At 63.2% G+C, this 12,237-nt stretch carries 15 protein-coding genes and 1 pseudogene; 10 read left to right on the top strand and 6 right to left on the bottom strand.

Features of this window, described 5'->3' with window-relative positions; genetic code table 11:
• From ACNPAA_RS16670 to ACNPAA_RS16660, 3 genes and pseudogenes are all read right to left on the bottom strand, one after another.
• Positions 1-181: hypothetical protein (locus ACNPAA_RS16670; RefSeq protein WP_417891876.1), on the bottom strand; the 181-nt coding region annotated here is incomplete at its 3' end.
• A 117-nt stretch (positions 182-298) separates the two neighbouring features.
• Entirely contained in the window at positions 299-502 is a 204-nt protein-coding gene (locus ACNPAA_RS16665) for a hypothetical protein (RefSeq protein WP_039040737.1), read from the bottom strand.
• A gap of 123 nt (positions 503-625) precedes the next feature.
• A pseudogene (locus ACNPAA_RS16660) lies at positions 626-1,242 on the bottom strand (LysE family translocator).
• A 442-nt stretch (positions 1,243-1,684) separates the two neighbouring features.
• Between ACNPAA_RS16660 and ACNPAA_RS16655 the strand changes: the two are divergent.
• Entirely contained in the window at positions 1,685-2,710 is a 1,026-nt protein-coding gene (locus tag ACNPAA_RS16655; RefSeq protein WP_417891875.1) for a Wadjet anti-phage system protein JetD domain-containing protein, read from the top strand.
• 341 nt (positions 2,711-3,051) lie between these two features.
• Here ACNPAA_RS16655 and ACNPAA_RS16650 read toward each other — a convergent pair whose 3' ends face one another.
• Positions 3,052-3,630, bottom strand: coding sequence for a PhnA domain-containing protein (locus tag ACNPAA_RS16650; protein ID WP_039040739.1), 579 nt, complete (start codon positions 3,628-3,630; stop codon positions 3,052-3,054).
• A gap of 179 nt (positions 3,631-3,809) precedes the next feature.
• Here ACNPAA_RS16650 and ACNPAA_RS16645 point away from each other — a divergent pair, with 179 nt between their 5' ends.
• The 7 genes from ACNPAA_RS16645 (at position 3,810) to ACNPAA_RS16615 (ending at position 8,449) form a co-directional block, all read left to right on the top strand.
• Positions 3,810-5,003 (top strand): methyltransferase, encoded by a 1,194-nt coding sequence (locus ACNPAA_RS16645; RefSeq protein ID WP_052816244.1) that lies wholly within the window; start codon positions 3,810-3,812, stop codon positions 5,001-5,003.
• Positions 5,004-5,191: 188 nt separating this feature from the next.
• A complete protein-coding gene (locus tag ACNPAA_RS16640) occupies positions 5,192-6,637 on the top strand; it encodes a chitinase (protein ID WP_201873034.1) in 1,446 nt (481 codons plus the stop codon).
• Positions 6,638-6,759: 122 nt separating this feature from the next.
• Positions 6,760-7,125, top strand: a complete 366-nt coding sequence (locus ACNPAA_RS16635) for a VOC family protein (protein WP_049636770.1) — start codon at positions 6,760-6,762, stop codon at positions 7,123-7,125.
• Between the two features lie 207 nt (positions 7,126-7,332).
• Positions 7,333-7,731: a GFA family protein gene (locus tag ACNPAA_RS16630; protein WP_417891874.1), complete on the top strand. Its 399-nt coding sequence runs from the start codon at positions 7,333-7,335 to the stop codon at positions 7,729-7,731.
• Between the two features lie 29 nt (positions 7,732-7,760).
• A complete protein-coding gene (locus tag ACNPAA_RS16625; RefSeq protein WP_049636768.1) occupies positions 7,761-7,988 on the top strand; it encodes a DUF4287 domain-containing protein in 228 nt (75 codons plus the stop codon).
• Positions 7,930-8,232 (top strand): SRPBCC domain-containing protein, encoded by a 303-nt coding sequence (locus tag ACNPAA_RS16620; protein ID WP_308443934.1) that lies wholly within the window; start codon positions 7,930-7,932, stop codon positions 8,230-8,232. Before ACNPAA_RS16625 ends, ACNPAA_RS16620 begins: the two co-directional genes overlap by 59 nt.
• Positions 8,177-8,449, top strand: coding sequence for an SRPBCC domain-containing protein (locus ACNPAA_RS16615; RefSeq protein ID WP_235696168.1), 273 nt, complete (start codon positions 8,177-8,179; stop codon positions 8,447-8,449). Before ACNPAA_RS16620 ends, ACNPAA_RS16615 begins: the two co-directional genes overlap by 56 nt.
• A 90-nt stretch (positions 8,450-8,539) precedes the next feature.
• On the opposite strand, the gene smrB is transcribed toward ACNPAA_RS16615, so the two are convergent.
• Positions 8,540-9,064, bottom strand: a complete 525-nt coding sequence (gene smrB, locus ACNPAA_RS16610) for an endonuclease SmrB (RefSeq protein WP_041211465.1) — start codon at positions 9,062-9,064, stop codon at positions 8,540-8,542.
• 65 nt (positions 9,065-9,129) lie between these two features.
• Between smrB and prmB the strand changes: the two genes are divergently transcribed.
• Together prmB and aroC are read left to right on the top strand one after the other, a co-directional pair.
• Entirely contained in the window at positions 9,130-10,065 is a 936-nt protein-coding gene (prmB, locus tag ACNPAA_RS16605) for a 50S ribosomal protein L3 N(5)-glutamine methyltransferase (protein ID WP_041211581.1), read from the top strand.
• 16 nt (positions 10,066-10,081) lie between these two features.
• Complete coding sequence (gene aroC / locus ACNPAA_RS16600; RefSeq protein WP_042017130.1) at positions 10,082-11,170, top strand: chorismate synthase; 1,089 nt, start codon at positions 10,082-10,084, stop codon at positions 11,168-11,170.
• An 87-nt stretch (positions 11,171-11,257) separates the two neighbouring features.
• On the opposite strand, the gene ACNPAA_RS16595 is transcribed toward aroC, so the two are convergent.
• Positions 11,258-12,067 (bottom strand): substrate-binding periplasmic protein, encoded by an 810-nt coding sequence (locus ACNPAA_RS16595; RefSeq protein ID WP_049636765.1) that lies wholly within the window; start codon positions 12,065-12,067, stop codon positions 11,258-11,260.
• Positions 12,068-12,237 lie beyond the last annotated feature (170 nt).

Here is a 12,237-nt window from a genome sequence, read left to right as displayed (position 1 = left end):
TTGCGGCGGAGCACCGTTGGAGGTGATCAAGCAATACATTCAAAACCAGCGGGGCTGACGCCCCGGCGAAATTCCCCTCCCACCTACGTCGGAGGGAGTCCCCTTTCGCATTTAAGATGGCGTGAACCTGGGCGCTGCCCAACAGGGTGAGGGTCAGGATGAGCGCGGTCTGTCTGAACATGATCAATACCTCTGGCAATGGGTCATTCGGGCTTGCCGCTCCCTGGGCGGCAAGGGGCTTGCGTTGGCGAGCTGCAGCCCTCTCTCACCATAGCAGGAGCGAAAGACGATGCCTGTATCAGCTCTGGGGGATGCGGACCCCCTTGTCGAGGTAGAGGCTGCTGTAGTGGGCGCGGTGGGTGACGAACATCACCTGATGGCGACTGCCATCGGAGAGAATGATGAAATCACCGGCCTGTGCCGGGCTTTGCAAGCGGATCTCGTGTTCGGGGGCCGTCAGCTTGTCGGCCTCCTCCCGGAAGGTGAGGGTGTAGGAATACATATGGCGCTCCACCGCAGGCTCATATACAGACACGCCTACAACTCTAGCCGCGGTGGCCGGGATCCGCGGCGCCCAAGCGGCGCCGATGGTGCAGATAATGTCAGCAACGGTGAGGCACAGGGATCAGGGACGACCACTGAGCAGGATGGCGCCGCCCAGGGTGATGAAGAGTCCGCCGGTGATGCGGCCAACGAGGCGCTCGCCGCGACCTGGCTTGAAGTAGCGACCGGCGCGCCTAGCCAGGGCGACATAGCACAGATGCACCAGGCTGACGATGGCGCAGATGGTCAGGTACATGGTGATGAACTGCAGCGTCAGCGGACTCTGGTGATCGAGGAACTGGGGCAGCAGAGCGCAGAGGAAGACGATGGTCTTGGGGTTGCTGGCGGAGACCAGAAAGGCTTCTCGCAACAAGGAGAGGGTGGTTCTGGTGCGTCCCCGAGCGGTGGAGGGAGAGAGCCCTTGGGCACCGGTATTGGCCGCGCGCAGCGCCTTGTAGCCCAGATACACCAAGTAGCCACCCCCCGCCAGCTTGAGGGCGACAAAGAGGGGAGGCAGGGTTTGCAGCAGGGGCCCACCCCCATGGCGACCAGACCGATGAGGATGGCCTGGCACCCCAGGTTGCCGAGGATGCTGACAAGGGCGGCGCGCCAGCCGTGTTGCAGACCGTTCTTGACCACCAGCAGCACATTGGGGCCAGGGGTCAGTGTCGCCAGCAGATAGGCCAGCGCAAACAGCATCCAGGTATTGGGGTTCATGAGCACATCCTTGGCGTCAAAGCTGGCATGATGCCAGCCTCTTTGACGAGTCGTCCAGCGGCGTCTCTCCCGGCCCCGAAGAGGATCCAGGCGAGAGCAATCAGGTGCAGCATGGTCTGCGGCTGGAAATGCAATAGGCAAGGATATGTATAAAAAAACCGCATGAAGGCAGTTTTTGATGATGCCTTCACATCGCAGATAAGCTGTCTTTTTTCTCGCCGGTCAACTAATGGCGTCGCAGCATACTGATTTCACCGATGTCGATGGATTGCCAATCGTAACCGCTGACCATCCTGCCACGAGCTTGTGGACGGGTGACGGTTTGAAAGAGCGATCTTCCTTTGGTGCGAGACAGGTCACGGTTGTGGACAGAAAGATCCCCTCTACTTGGCCATATGGAACCGCAATGAAAGAGGGGGGGAGGATGTCACTTTTTGATGAGCGTCGTGTGCAGGATCTCTGTGCCCGCTTGCTGGCAGACACTAATAACCAGGGATATTCACTCGATAGCAAGCATGGCCGTGAGTTGAGAGATCTCCTGCAGGCTGTGGGTGGAGTCAAGCCAGTGGGACGAGGGGCTCGTCATGTGTTGACCGATGCTGGAAGGAATTATCTCGCAGCACAGCTGGCACAGGTTGCACCAGTGATGCCGGACAGGCGTGACACGATACGGGCTCTCGGGGTGGACCTGCCCGCACATCTAAACCAGGCCAGTTTTCATGCCCTCTGGCATGGGGACAGCAAGAGCGGGATAGATCCAGATAATGATGCTATCGACATCACGCTGACACAGGATGAAGTGATTCGACTTCGCACGCTGAGCCCGTTGTCACTCATCGACAAGGACGGACTGCGCCACGACATGAGGGCGCAACTGGCACTATTGGGAGAGCTGGTCTTACCGGAGCGCTGCTTGAGTAAGTTACATGGCATTGAGTGGCAGGGGCGGCAACTGGTCACGGTGGAGAACAAGGGAGCTTTCGTGGATTACCCGCTGCAAGTGGGGGAGTTGTTGCTCTATGTGCCTGGCCGCAATACCAAGTTGGCACGTCAGGTATTCCCGCTGTTGCCGGCTGCCGTACCCTGGGCCCATTTTGGCGATCTGGATCAGCGCGGATTGGATATCGCTAACGAGCTGGCCCATGCCCTTCGTCGTCCGTTGGCTCTTTGGCTACCCGACACCTTGATGGCCTATGTTCATCACTATGCCCGCACTCTGATCCGCCGTCTGGAGGGGCAACCGATCAGCAGAGGCAAGATCCCATGGGAGGAGGTCCCCGTGGTGAGTGAGCATGGCAAGCAACTGGAAGAGGTCCTTATATATCTGATCGAAAGGGGATTGTGGTTGGAACAGGAAGTATTGGTGCTAGCCGGAGGTTGGCAGTCATGGCCACTCGACGCGCCTTGCGGCCAACGCAGTAATGAAAAAACCGCCATCAGGCGGTTTTAATGGTTGTCAGCCCCTATTTCAGGGCTTTTTTCAGCTTTTTGATCTTGCTTTCGTGCTTGGCGATTTTCGCCTGGCGGGCGGCGATCTTCTTCTTGATCTCTTTCTTGCTGGCCATGGGGCGGCTCCTTGTCTCGTGGGCGCCATGGGGATCAGGGTGCCCGGGGTCTTTCCATGCGTGCCGGGAAGGCCCTCTCCGTTGGCGCACTGACAGTCAGGGGAGGGGCATACCGCGGAACTGGTTTGCAGGATAGTCCAGTTTCCCGCGAGTGCCACCCGAACGGCAGGAAACAGAGGCAACAAAAAAGCGCCCCTGGGGGCGCTTCTGGCTTGAAGGGGCGGTATCAGGCCTTCTTCAGGTAGGCGGCCACCAGCACGATCTGCATGCCGTTGACCTTGCCCTCGATGTGCAGCGGGTTGTTGGTCAGGCGAATGCCCTTGACCAGGGTGCCGCGCTTGGCGGTGAAGCCCGCGCCCTTGACGTCCAGATCCTTGATCAGGGTGACGGAGTCCCCTTCCACCAGCACGGCGCCATTGGAGTCGACGGTCGGCACGCTGTCGTCATCGTCGCTGGTCACGCCGGCGTCTGCCCAGGCCTTGACCTCGTCTTCCATGTACATCATGTCCAGCATGTCCTGGGCCCAGAGCTCGCCCCGGGCGACGAGGGCCTTCAACTGGCGCCAGGCCATCACCTGCACCGCCGGCACCTGGCTCCACATGCTGTCACCCAGGCAGCGCCAGTGGTTCACCTCCGTGGTGTCCGGCTGCTCCAGCTGGCCGCGGCAGGTGGCGCAGAGGGCCACGCTGTGGTCGTCGTCGCTGGCGGGGGAGTGCGGCACCGGGAAGGCAGTCAGCGCATGTTCTGCGCCACACAGCTCGCATTTGGCATTTGCACGGGCTTGCAGGATGGCATTGATGGTCATGATTGGGTTCCGTTTATAGGGGTAAAGCGGCTCGCCGTGGCGGGCTGCGCGAATGAGGGGGCGGAATATAGCACAAATCCCTGCTTTTTGTCAGGCTACCAGCGGCGCACAGGCGAGTGCTTTTTGACGGCAGATCGCTAGAATGAGCCTCCCTTTTTGCGCCAAAGGACAGGTTCACCGTGCTGGCCCACCGTTTTCGACAACTTGACTGCTTGCTCACCGCCGAGCGACGCTGGTGGCAATACCAGCCCTATCACCATTTGGGGATCGCCTTTGCCCGCGAGGCGCCAGCCCTTGCGAAGTGCCTGGCAGCCCTGACCCTTGACGAGATAGCGCACCTCGACGGGGACATGGATGCGCTCTGCACCCTGCTTGCCCCCTGGATCCCGGCGGGGGCCGAGTTGCAGGCCCTCAGCGAGCTTGCCCCTTTCGCCCCAGAGCCCGTCCAGTGCGCCAGGACCATGGCGATGTACATGCCGGGACGCAAGCAGGGGCAGATAGAGGCCTTCACCGGCTGCCTGCCCCCCCACCAAGGTCCCTATCTGGAGTGGTGCGCCGGCAAGGGGCATCTGGGGCGCCTGGTGTCGCTGCACCGTGGCGCGGAGATCCTTAGCCTGGAGTGGCAGGGGGCGCTCTGCGAGGAGGGGCGGCGGCTCGCCGCGCGCGACGGCGCCAACATGCGGTTCGTGGAGGCGGATGCCTTTGCCGCCGAGTCCGGGGCCCTCATCGCCCCGCACCATCACGCCATGGCGCTCCATGCCTGCGGCGATCTGCACACCCATCTGTTGACGCGGGTGGCCGAGGGGCGTGCCCAGGGGGTGACCCTCTCCCCGTGTTGCTACCACCTCATCAGGGGAGAGCACTATGCGCCCCTCTCCCGGGCCGCCAGGGCCAGTGCCCTGCGCCTTGGCAAGAGCGATTTGAAGCTGCCGCTGCAGGAGACGGTGACCGGCGGCGCCCGCATCGCCCGGTTGCGGGAGCGGGAGGTGGTGTGGCGCCTCGCCTTTGACTGCCTGCAGCGCCAGGTGCGCGGGGTGGATGAGTACCTGCCGGTGCCCAACCTGCAAAAGAGCCTGCTGACCGGGGGCTTCGAGGATTTCTGCCATTGGGCCGCCGAGCGCAAGGGGATGGGCTTGCCCGCGGGGCTCGACTACGCCGCCTTGCTGGCACAGGGGGAGCGGCGTTTTGGCGATGTCGCCCGCATGGAGCTGGTGCGCCACCTGTTTCGCCGTCCCCTGGAAATCTGGCTGCTGCTCGATCGCGCCCTTTTCCTCGAGGAGCAGGGCTACCGGGTCGAGGTGGGCACCTTCTGTCCCAAACCCATGACCCCGCGCAATCTGCTGATCCGGGCGGTGCGCGCAGGGGGGATCTGAGCAAGCGTCTGGACAGGTCGGATGGCTGCGGCCGCAAGACCAGGGGCTGGATTCCCCTGCAAACGAGCGCCATCTGAGTGCAGGGAGGCATGGCTCACAATTTCGCCAAATTCTTAATTCTTGTCGTGAATTTAGTTGTCAGGATGCCTATGCTCGCCCTGACATTTTCAAGACAAGGATGGTTACCCATGTTCATGCTCACGCGTACCGCCTGCCTGGTTGCCCTCGTCTGGGCACTGCCCGGCCAGAGCGCCATGACAATCCAGCCCGATCCCCAGAACAGCGGGGGCTATGTGATGGCGGCGGTGGATCTTGCCAGTGCGGCCCAGGCCAAGACCGCCAACCCCATGTACGGGATCTGGTCCCACGCCCTGGCCACCCGGCCCAATTCGGTGGTGGAGGCCATCGTTGCCCGCGCCCCCGGCAACCCGGACAACGTCAAGCGGGTCGAGCGGGTCTTCACCGAATCGGACTGGGAGTTCCTGACCCAGATGGCCGCCCCGGAGTACACCTACGAGCGCTTCCTGCGGGCGGTGGGCAAGTTCCCCGCCTTCTGCGGCGACTACACGGACGGGCGCAATGCGGACGCCATCTGCAAGAAGTCCATCATCACCGCCTTCGCCCACTTTGCCCAGGAGACCGGCGGCCACATTGCCAAGGAGAATGTCTCCGACAACCCCCTAGGGCTGGAGGAGTGGCAACAGGCCCTGGTGCACGTGCGGGAGATGGGCTGGTCTGAGGGGCAGACCGGCTACACCACGGGGTGTGGCCAGAGTGACTGGCAGAACCGGCGCTGGCCCTGCAGCACCGGTCAGGGCTATTTCGGTCGCGGCGCCAAGCAGCTCTCCTACCACTTCAACTACGGCGCCTTCTCCGAGGCCATGTTCGACGGCGACGCCTCTGTGCTCCTCAACAACCCCGGGCTGGTGGCGGACTCCTGGCTCAACCTCGCCTCCGCCATCTGGTTCTTCCTGACGCCCCAGGCTCCCAAACCCGCCATGCTGCACGTCATCGACCGGACCTGGGTGCCCTCCCAGCGTGAGCTGGCGGCGGGCATCGGCTACGGCTTTGGCACCACCATCAACATCATCAACGGTGGCATCGAGGTGCGGCGAGCAGAACAAGACAAGGGCCAGCCGGTCAACCGCATCCGCTACTGGGAGGGGCTTGCGGCCCACTACGGGATCCCGCTGCTGGCGGACGAGAAGAACACCTGCTGGCAGCAGATCCCCTATGGCAGCCTCAACCTCAACGGCGCCACCGACGTGCTCTACACCAACTGGGACGGCAACTGGAAATACTACCCGGACAGACCCGGCGGCTACTCCTTCGAGTGTGATCTGGTGGGGTACCAGACCGCCTATTCGGCCCTGGTGCCGGGGGATTACGAGAAGTGCGTGACCAACTTCTACGGCTCCCACGCCAGCTGGCCCAAGGTACGGGTGGTGGCCACGCTGGATCCGGCCCCGGTCGACCCCGGCACGCCACTGGTGGACGGGGTACCGGCCTGGGAGGCAGGCAAGGTCTACACCGCGGGCAACAAGGTGAGCCACAAGGGGATCATCTATCAGGCCAAGTGGTGGACCCAGGGCAACGAGCCGGGCAAGGGCGACCCCTGGGCACCGGTGACCTGAGAGTCAGTACAAGCGCAAGCACCCCGGGGAGGCCGCGCGCCTCCCTTGTTGATCGCCGCGCTGGCTTGTTGCGCCTCTTTTGGCACTGATAGAGTGCGGATTCACACCGAGGGAGGATGACCATGAACATCGCCATTCATTTTGAAATTCCGGTACAGGATCTGGAGAGAGCCATCCGCTTCTATGAGGGGGTCTTCGAGACGGTGCTGGAGCGGGTGCAGATCGATGGCAACGAGATGGCGCTCTTTCCCCTGGAAAGTGGCACGGCGGGCTGCTCCGGCGCCCTGGCGAAGGGGGAGAGCTATGTGCCGAGCCTGGATGGCACCCGGATCTATCTGCGGGTGGCTGACATCGAGGGGGCCATGGCCCGGGCACTGGCATCGGGCGGGGCCTGTCTCTATCCAGTCACCCGGGTCGGGGAGAGCCTCCGGGTGGCGGAGTGTCGGGATTGCGAGGGGAATCGCATCGCCTTGCAGGAGGGAACCTGACCATTATTTATCCGGTGCATGGGGTGTGTTGAGTCATTCATACGATGAATAAAGAGGGGGATTTTCCCGCTCCGGGAGCCTCAGCCTCGCGGTAAGGCCCCGGTATGGTCAGTTGTCGCCCCCCGGATCCCGTGCTACTTCATCTGGTGCGGCAAGAAGGCGAGCACCCGTTCGCCCGGTCTGTCGCCCCAACTCTCAGGAGGCATCATGGAAGGACATTGTCTGTGTGGCGGGATCACCGTGTCGAGCGGCGATCACAAGGAGGTCAACCTGTGTCACTGCGCCATGTGCCGGCGCTGGTCAGGGGGGCCCATGTTCGCGGTGCACGGGTGCAAGGGCGTGCGGTTCACCGGGATGGCCCCGGTGGCCTACCGCTCGTCGGAGTGGGCGGAGCGCGGATTCTGCCCCACCTGCGGCACCCATCTTTTCTACCATCTGTTGCCGACGGACGAGTACATCCTCTGTGCCGGCCTGTTTCAGGATCAGGGGTTCGAGCTCACCGGGCAGATCTTCATCGACGAGAAGCCCGACTTCTATGCCCTCAAGAACGACACCCCGACCCTGACCGGACAGCAGGTGTTCGAGCAGTTCACCCCCAAACCCTGAGCCTGTACTCACCTCGAGGAGAAGCCATCATGGATGAACAACCGAAGGTGAAGGGGCCTGCCTCCTACTTTCCTGCCATCGAGCAGAAATACGGCCAGCCCATCGCCCACTGGCTGACCCTGCTGGCAGGGCGGGAGGAGCGCAAACACATGGCCCTGGTGGCCTGGCTCAAGGACGAACACGCCATGGGCCACGGCCATGCCAATGCCCTGGTGGCCCACTTTTTGGCGCAGCCCGATGCGCCCGGCGTGGCATGACAGTGCCACAGTGCAAAACGTGCAGGAAAGCCAGAGGATCAGAGAGATGAAGATAAGCGTCAGCGTCTGGGTTGCCAGGCCGATTGCCGATGTGTGGCAGGGCTGGAACACCCCCGCCAGCATCATGGCATGGAACGCCGCCTCCCCGCAGTGGCACTGCCCCCAAAGCCGGGTGGACCTGCGGGTGGGTGGGTGGGCGTTTTTGCCACCACATGGCGGCGCGGGATGGCAGCACGGGGTTTGATTTCGAGGGGACCTTCACCGAGGTCACAGCGCCGACGGGGCTCGGCTACGTCATGGACGATGGCCGCGAGGTGAGCGTGCGGTTCGTGGCAGAGCAGGGGGGCACCCAGGTGGAGGAGCGGTTCGATGCCGAGTCCCTGCACAGCGGCGAACAGCAGCGGGCGGGGTGGCAGAGCATCCTGGATAACTTCAAGCGACATATGGAAGCCGCCAGCTGACCCCTGTGGGGCGCCATAAAAAAACCACCGCAAGCTGGCGGTGGTTTTTTTATGGCGTTCGCCCGGGGCAAGGCGGGGCGGGGAAGGGGGTCACTCCTCGATGTCCAGCAGCACCAGGATGGCGCTCTCGCCACCCCACTCCCGCGGCGCCTGGTGAAAGGCGCGCACAGCGGGGTGCTGGGCCAGCCAGCTCGGGATGCGCTGCTTGAGGATGTGCTTGCCGATGCCGTGCATCACCGAGGCGACGTGGATGTTCTCTTTTCGGCACAGGGTGAGCAGGGCCGCCAGCTCCTGCTTGGCCTGGTGCTGGTTCATGCCGTGCAGATCCAGATAAATCTCCGGCGGGTAGCTGCCGCGCTTGAGCTTTTTCAGCTCGAATTTTGACACGTCGTCGCGCACGTAACGGGTCGGCCCGTCCGCCTCGAGATGGGGCTGGTACTCGTCGCTGAAAAAGTGGTCAACCCCAAGCTTTTCGCGGCTCTCGCGCACTTCGCGTTTCTGCTTGACCGGGCTTGAGGAGGCCCTTATGGTATCTTGCTTAATTTTCCGGGTACCTTTGACAGCATCACGAAACAGCAGGCTTTCCTCGTCTGTGAGTGAGGGCGTTTTTTTCATCAGGTACTCGTCTTGCTCGCTGTATAAAATTCTCGGGCCGGATATTACTCGACTTGGAGGTGGATTTGGACAAGATATTTATCGATGAGGTGGTTGCCGAGATGCACACCATCCAGGACATGTTGCGCTGGGCCATGAGTCGTTTCAACGACGCCGGGATCTTCTACGGACATGGTACCGACAACGCCTGGGATGAGGCCGTGCAACTGGTGCTGCCCGCGTTACATCTGCCGCCGGACGTGGATCCGGGCATGCGCCACTCCCGCCTGACCACCAGCGAGCGCCACCGCATCGCCGAGCTCATCATCCGCCGCGTGCAGGAGCGCATTCCGGCGCCCTACCTGACCAACAAGGCCTGGTATGCGGGCTGGGAATTCTACGTGGACGAGCGGGTGCTCATTCCGCGCTCCCCCATCGCCGAGATGGTGGCCAACCGCTTCGCCCCCTTCCTGAAAGACGAACCGACCCGGATCATGGACTTGTGCACCGGCTCCGGCTGCATCGCCATCATCATGGCCCACGAGTTCCCCCATGCGGAAGTGGATGCCATCGACATCAGCGTCGATGCCCTCAACGTGGCCGAGCGCAACATCAACGATCACGGGCTGGAGCAGCAGGTCATCCCTATTCGCTCCGATCTGTTCCGGGATCTGCCGGCCGGTGACAAGTACGATCTCATCGTCTCCAACCCGCCCTACGTGGACTCCGAAGACATGTCGGATCTGCCGGAGGAGTTTCGCCACGAGCCGGAGCTGGCGCTGGCGTCGGGCTCCGACGGCCTCAAGCTCACCAAACGTCTGCTGGCCAATGCCGCCGACTTCCTGAAAGAGGATGGCGTGCTGGTGGTCGAGGTGGGCAACAGCATGATCCACCTGGAAGCCCAGTTCCCCGAGGTGCCCTTCACCTGGGTCGAGTTCGAAAACGGCGGTCACGGCGTCTTTGTGATGACCCGCGCAGAGCTCGAGCAGTACCAGGCCCATTTCGCCATTTACAAGAACTAAGCAGCAAGGAGCATCCATGGCAGGGAACAGTTTCGGCCAACTCTTTCGGGTCACCACCTTCGGCGAGAGCCACGGTCTGGCGCTGGGCGCCGTGGTCGACGGCTGCCCGCCGGGGCTGGAGATAAGCGAAGACGATTTGCAGGGGGATCTGGACAGGCGCAAGCCCGGTACGTCCCGCTACACCACTCAGCGCCGCGAGGCGGACGAGGTGAAGATCCTCTCCGGGGTGTTCGAGGGCAAGACCACGGGCACCTCCATCGGGCTGCTCATCGAGAACACCGATCAGCGCTCCAAGGACTACTCCGAGATCAAGGATCTGTTCCGTCCGGGTCACGCCGACTACACCTATCACCAGAAGTACGGCCAGCGTGACTACCGTGGCGGCGGCCGCTCCTCGGCCCGCGAGACCGCCATGCGGGTCGCGGCGGGCGCCATCGCCAAGAAGTACCTGAAACAGGTGCACGGCATCGAGATCGTGGGTTTTCTCTCCCAGCTCGGCCCCATCAAGGCGGAAGGGTTCGACGAGAGCCAGATCGAGCAGAACCCCTTCTTCTTCCCCGATGCGGGCAAGCTGGAGGCGCTGGATGAATACATGCGTGCCCTCAAGAAAGAGGGAAACAGCGTGGGGGCCAAGGTGTGCGTCGTGGCGCGCAACGTGCCGGTAGGCCTAGGGGAGCCGGTGTTCGACCGCCTCGACGCCGACATCGCCCACGCCATGATGGGCATCAACGCGGTGAAAGGGGTGGAGATCGGTGACGGCTTCGCGGTGGTGGAGCAAAAAGGCTCGGAGCACCGGGACGAGATGACTCCGACCGGCTTTGCCAGCAATCATGCGGGGGGCATCCTGGGGGGCATTTCGTCGGGTCAGGAGATCGTGGTGAGCATGGCCCTCAAGCCTACCTCCAGCATCACGGTGCCGGGCAAGACCATCACCACCAGCGGTGAGGCCACCGAGATGATCACCAAGGGGCGTCACGACCCCTGCGTCGGCATCCGTGCCGTGCCCATCGCCGAGGCCATGCTGGCCCTGGTGCTGATGGATCACCTGCTGCGCCACCGCGCCCAGAACCAGGGCGTGCACACCCAGACCCCGCAGCTGCGCTGATCACGCTGCGGGCCAGGTGAGTGATCACCAGATACCACAAGGCGACCCCAGGGTCGCCTTTTTCATGGATTTTTTCCGGCGCCTGCCTCAGGGGGCCGATGGCGTCGAGAGCGATGGGTGCCGGGTTGCGTCCAGGCGGCAGCGGGGCGGCGCAAAGGCGGGATCCGGTGAGGGCAGGGTGGCGATGGCGGCATCGATGCGGGCGAGCGCCTCATCGTTCACGGCCTTTTTGGCAAACATCAGGCGCACCGGCTGCTGGTGCAAGAGCACCTGACACTGGATGGCATTGCTCGCCCCGAGCTGGTAGCGGGCGTATTGCCACTCCATGATGACGCCGTCGAGGCGGCGCGCCAGCAAGAGGGTGAGCAGCCTGTCATCGCTGTTGTATTCACTCGCCTGCCCGAGGGCAGGGCACTCCTCGTTCATCGGCAGGGGGCGGGTACCCCGCAGCTTGCCAAGTCGAAGCCCCTTGGCCTGGCAGAGGGTTGCCAGCTCTGTGAGCCCTTGCCAGCCGTCGGGCTCCCCGGCCTGCGGGCGCTGGCTCAGCAGCACGAAGCTGGCGCGCCGATAGGGGGCGGAGAAGCGGGCGAACCGCTCCCGCTCGGGGGTTTTCAGGGCGCCCATGGCCACGTCCAGCTGCTGGCGCTCCATGAGGTAGAGGGCCCGGGCCCAGGGGAGGTTGCGAAAGGCGGGCTCCACGCCTGCCTTGCCCAGGATCTGGCGGGTCAGGGTCACGTCCAGTCCGCCGAGGGTGCCGTCGGCAGCGATTTGACTGAAAGGGGGCCAGTGGCTCCAGGCCACCGACAGGGTCTCCCTGGCGGCGAGGGGCTGGGCGAAGAGCAGGGGCAGGACGAGGCCCAGCATGCGCCGGGCGGTGGGGGTGAACTTCCGTTTCAATCAAAACCTCCTGTTCCGTGTATCGCGCCGTCCCCGGCAGGCTGCGCAGGGGCATTGATACATACGGCGATTCGGGCCATTTTGTCCTGCCTTCGTCCCTATTTCCAGCCGTGCTGGGAGGCGCATCACATTTTCCTCGTCTAAGTGCGCCAACTCCGTTAGACTGCGCC

This window comes from Aeromonas sp. PS2Canimalfood6 (assembly GCF_048276795.1).
In the GTDB taxonomy this organism is placed as follows: Bacteria; Pseudomonadota; Gammaproteobacteria; order Enterobacterales; family Aeromonadaceae; genus Aeromonas; species Aeromonas caviae.
The sequence above is the reverse complement of the archived record's forward strand: the minus strand, read 5'-3'. Positions and strand labels throughout refer to the sequence as shown.

Excerpts from the sequence above, each read along its gene's own strand:
- ACNPAA_RS16665 (WP_039040737.1), bottom strand. The coding sequence starts at position 502 with ATGTATTCCTACACCCTCACCTTCCGGGAGGAGGCCGACAAGCTGACG.
- ACNPAA_RS16655 (WP_417891875.1), top strand. The coding sequence starts at position 1,685 with ATGTCACTTTTTGATGAGCGTCGTGTGCAGGATCTCTGTGCCCGCTTG.
- ACNPAA_RS16650 (WP_039040739.1), bottom strand. The coding sequence starts at position 3,630 with ATGACCATCAATGCCATCCTGCAAGCCCGTGCAAATGCCAAATGCGAG.
- ACNPAA_RS16640 (WP_201873034.1), top strand. The coding sequence starts at position 5,192 with ATGTTCATGCTCACGCGTACCGCCTGCCTGGTTGCCCTCGTCTGGGCA.
- ACNPAA_RS16635 (WP_049636770.1), top strand. The coding sequence starts at position 6,760 with ATGAACATCGCCATTCATTTTGAAATTCCGGTACAGGATCTGGAGAGA.
- ACNPAA_RS16630 (WP_417891874.1), top strand. The coding sequence starts at position 7,333 with ATGGAAGGACATTGTCTGTGTGGCGGGATCACCGTGTCGAGCGGCGAT.
- ACNPAA_RS16625 (WP_049636768.1), top strand. The coding sequence starts at position 7,761 with ATGGATGAACAACCGAAGGTGAAGGGGCCTGCCTCCTACTTTCCTGCC.
- ACNPAA_RS16620 (WP_308443934.1), top strand. The coding sequence starts at position 7,930 with ATGCCAATGCCCTGGTGGCCCACTTTTTGGCGCAGCCCGATGCGCCCG.
- smrB (WP_041211465.1), bottom strand. The coding sequence starts at position 9,064 with ATGAAAAAAACGCCCTCACTCACAGACGAGGAAAGCCTGCTGTTTCGT.
- aroC (WP_042017130.1), top strand. The coding sequence starts at position 10,082 with ATGGCAGGGAACAGTTTCGGCCAACTCTTTCGGGTCACCACCTTCGGC.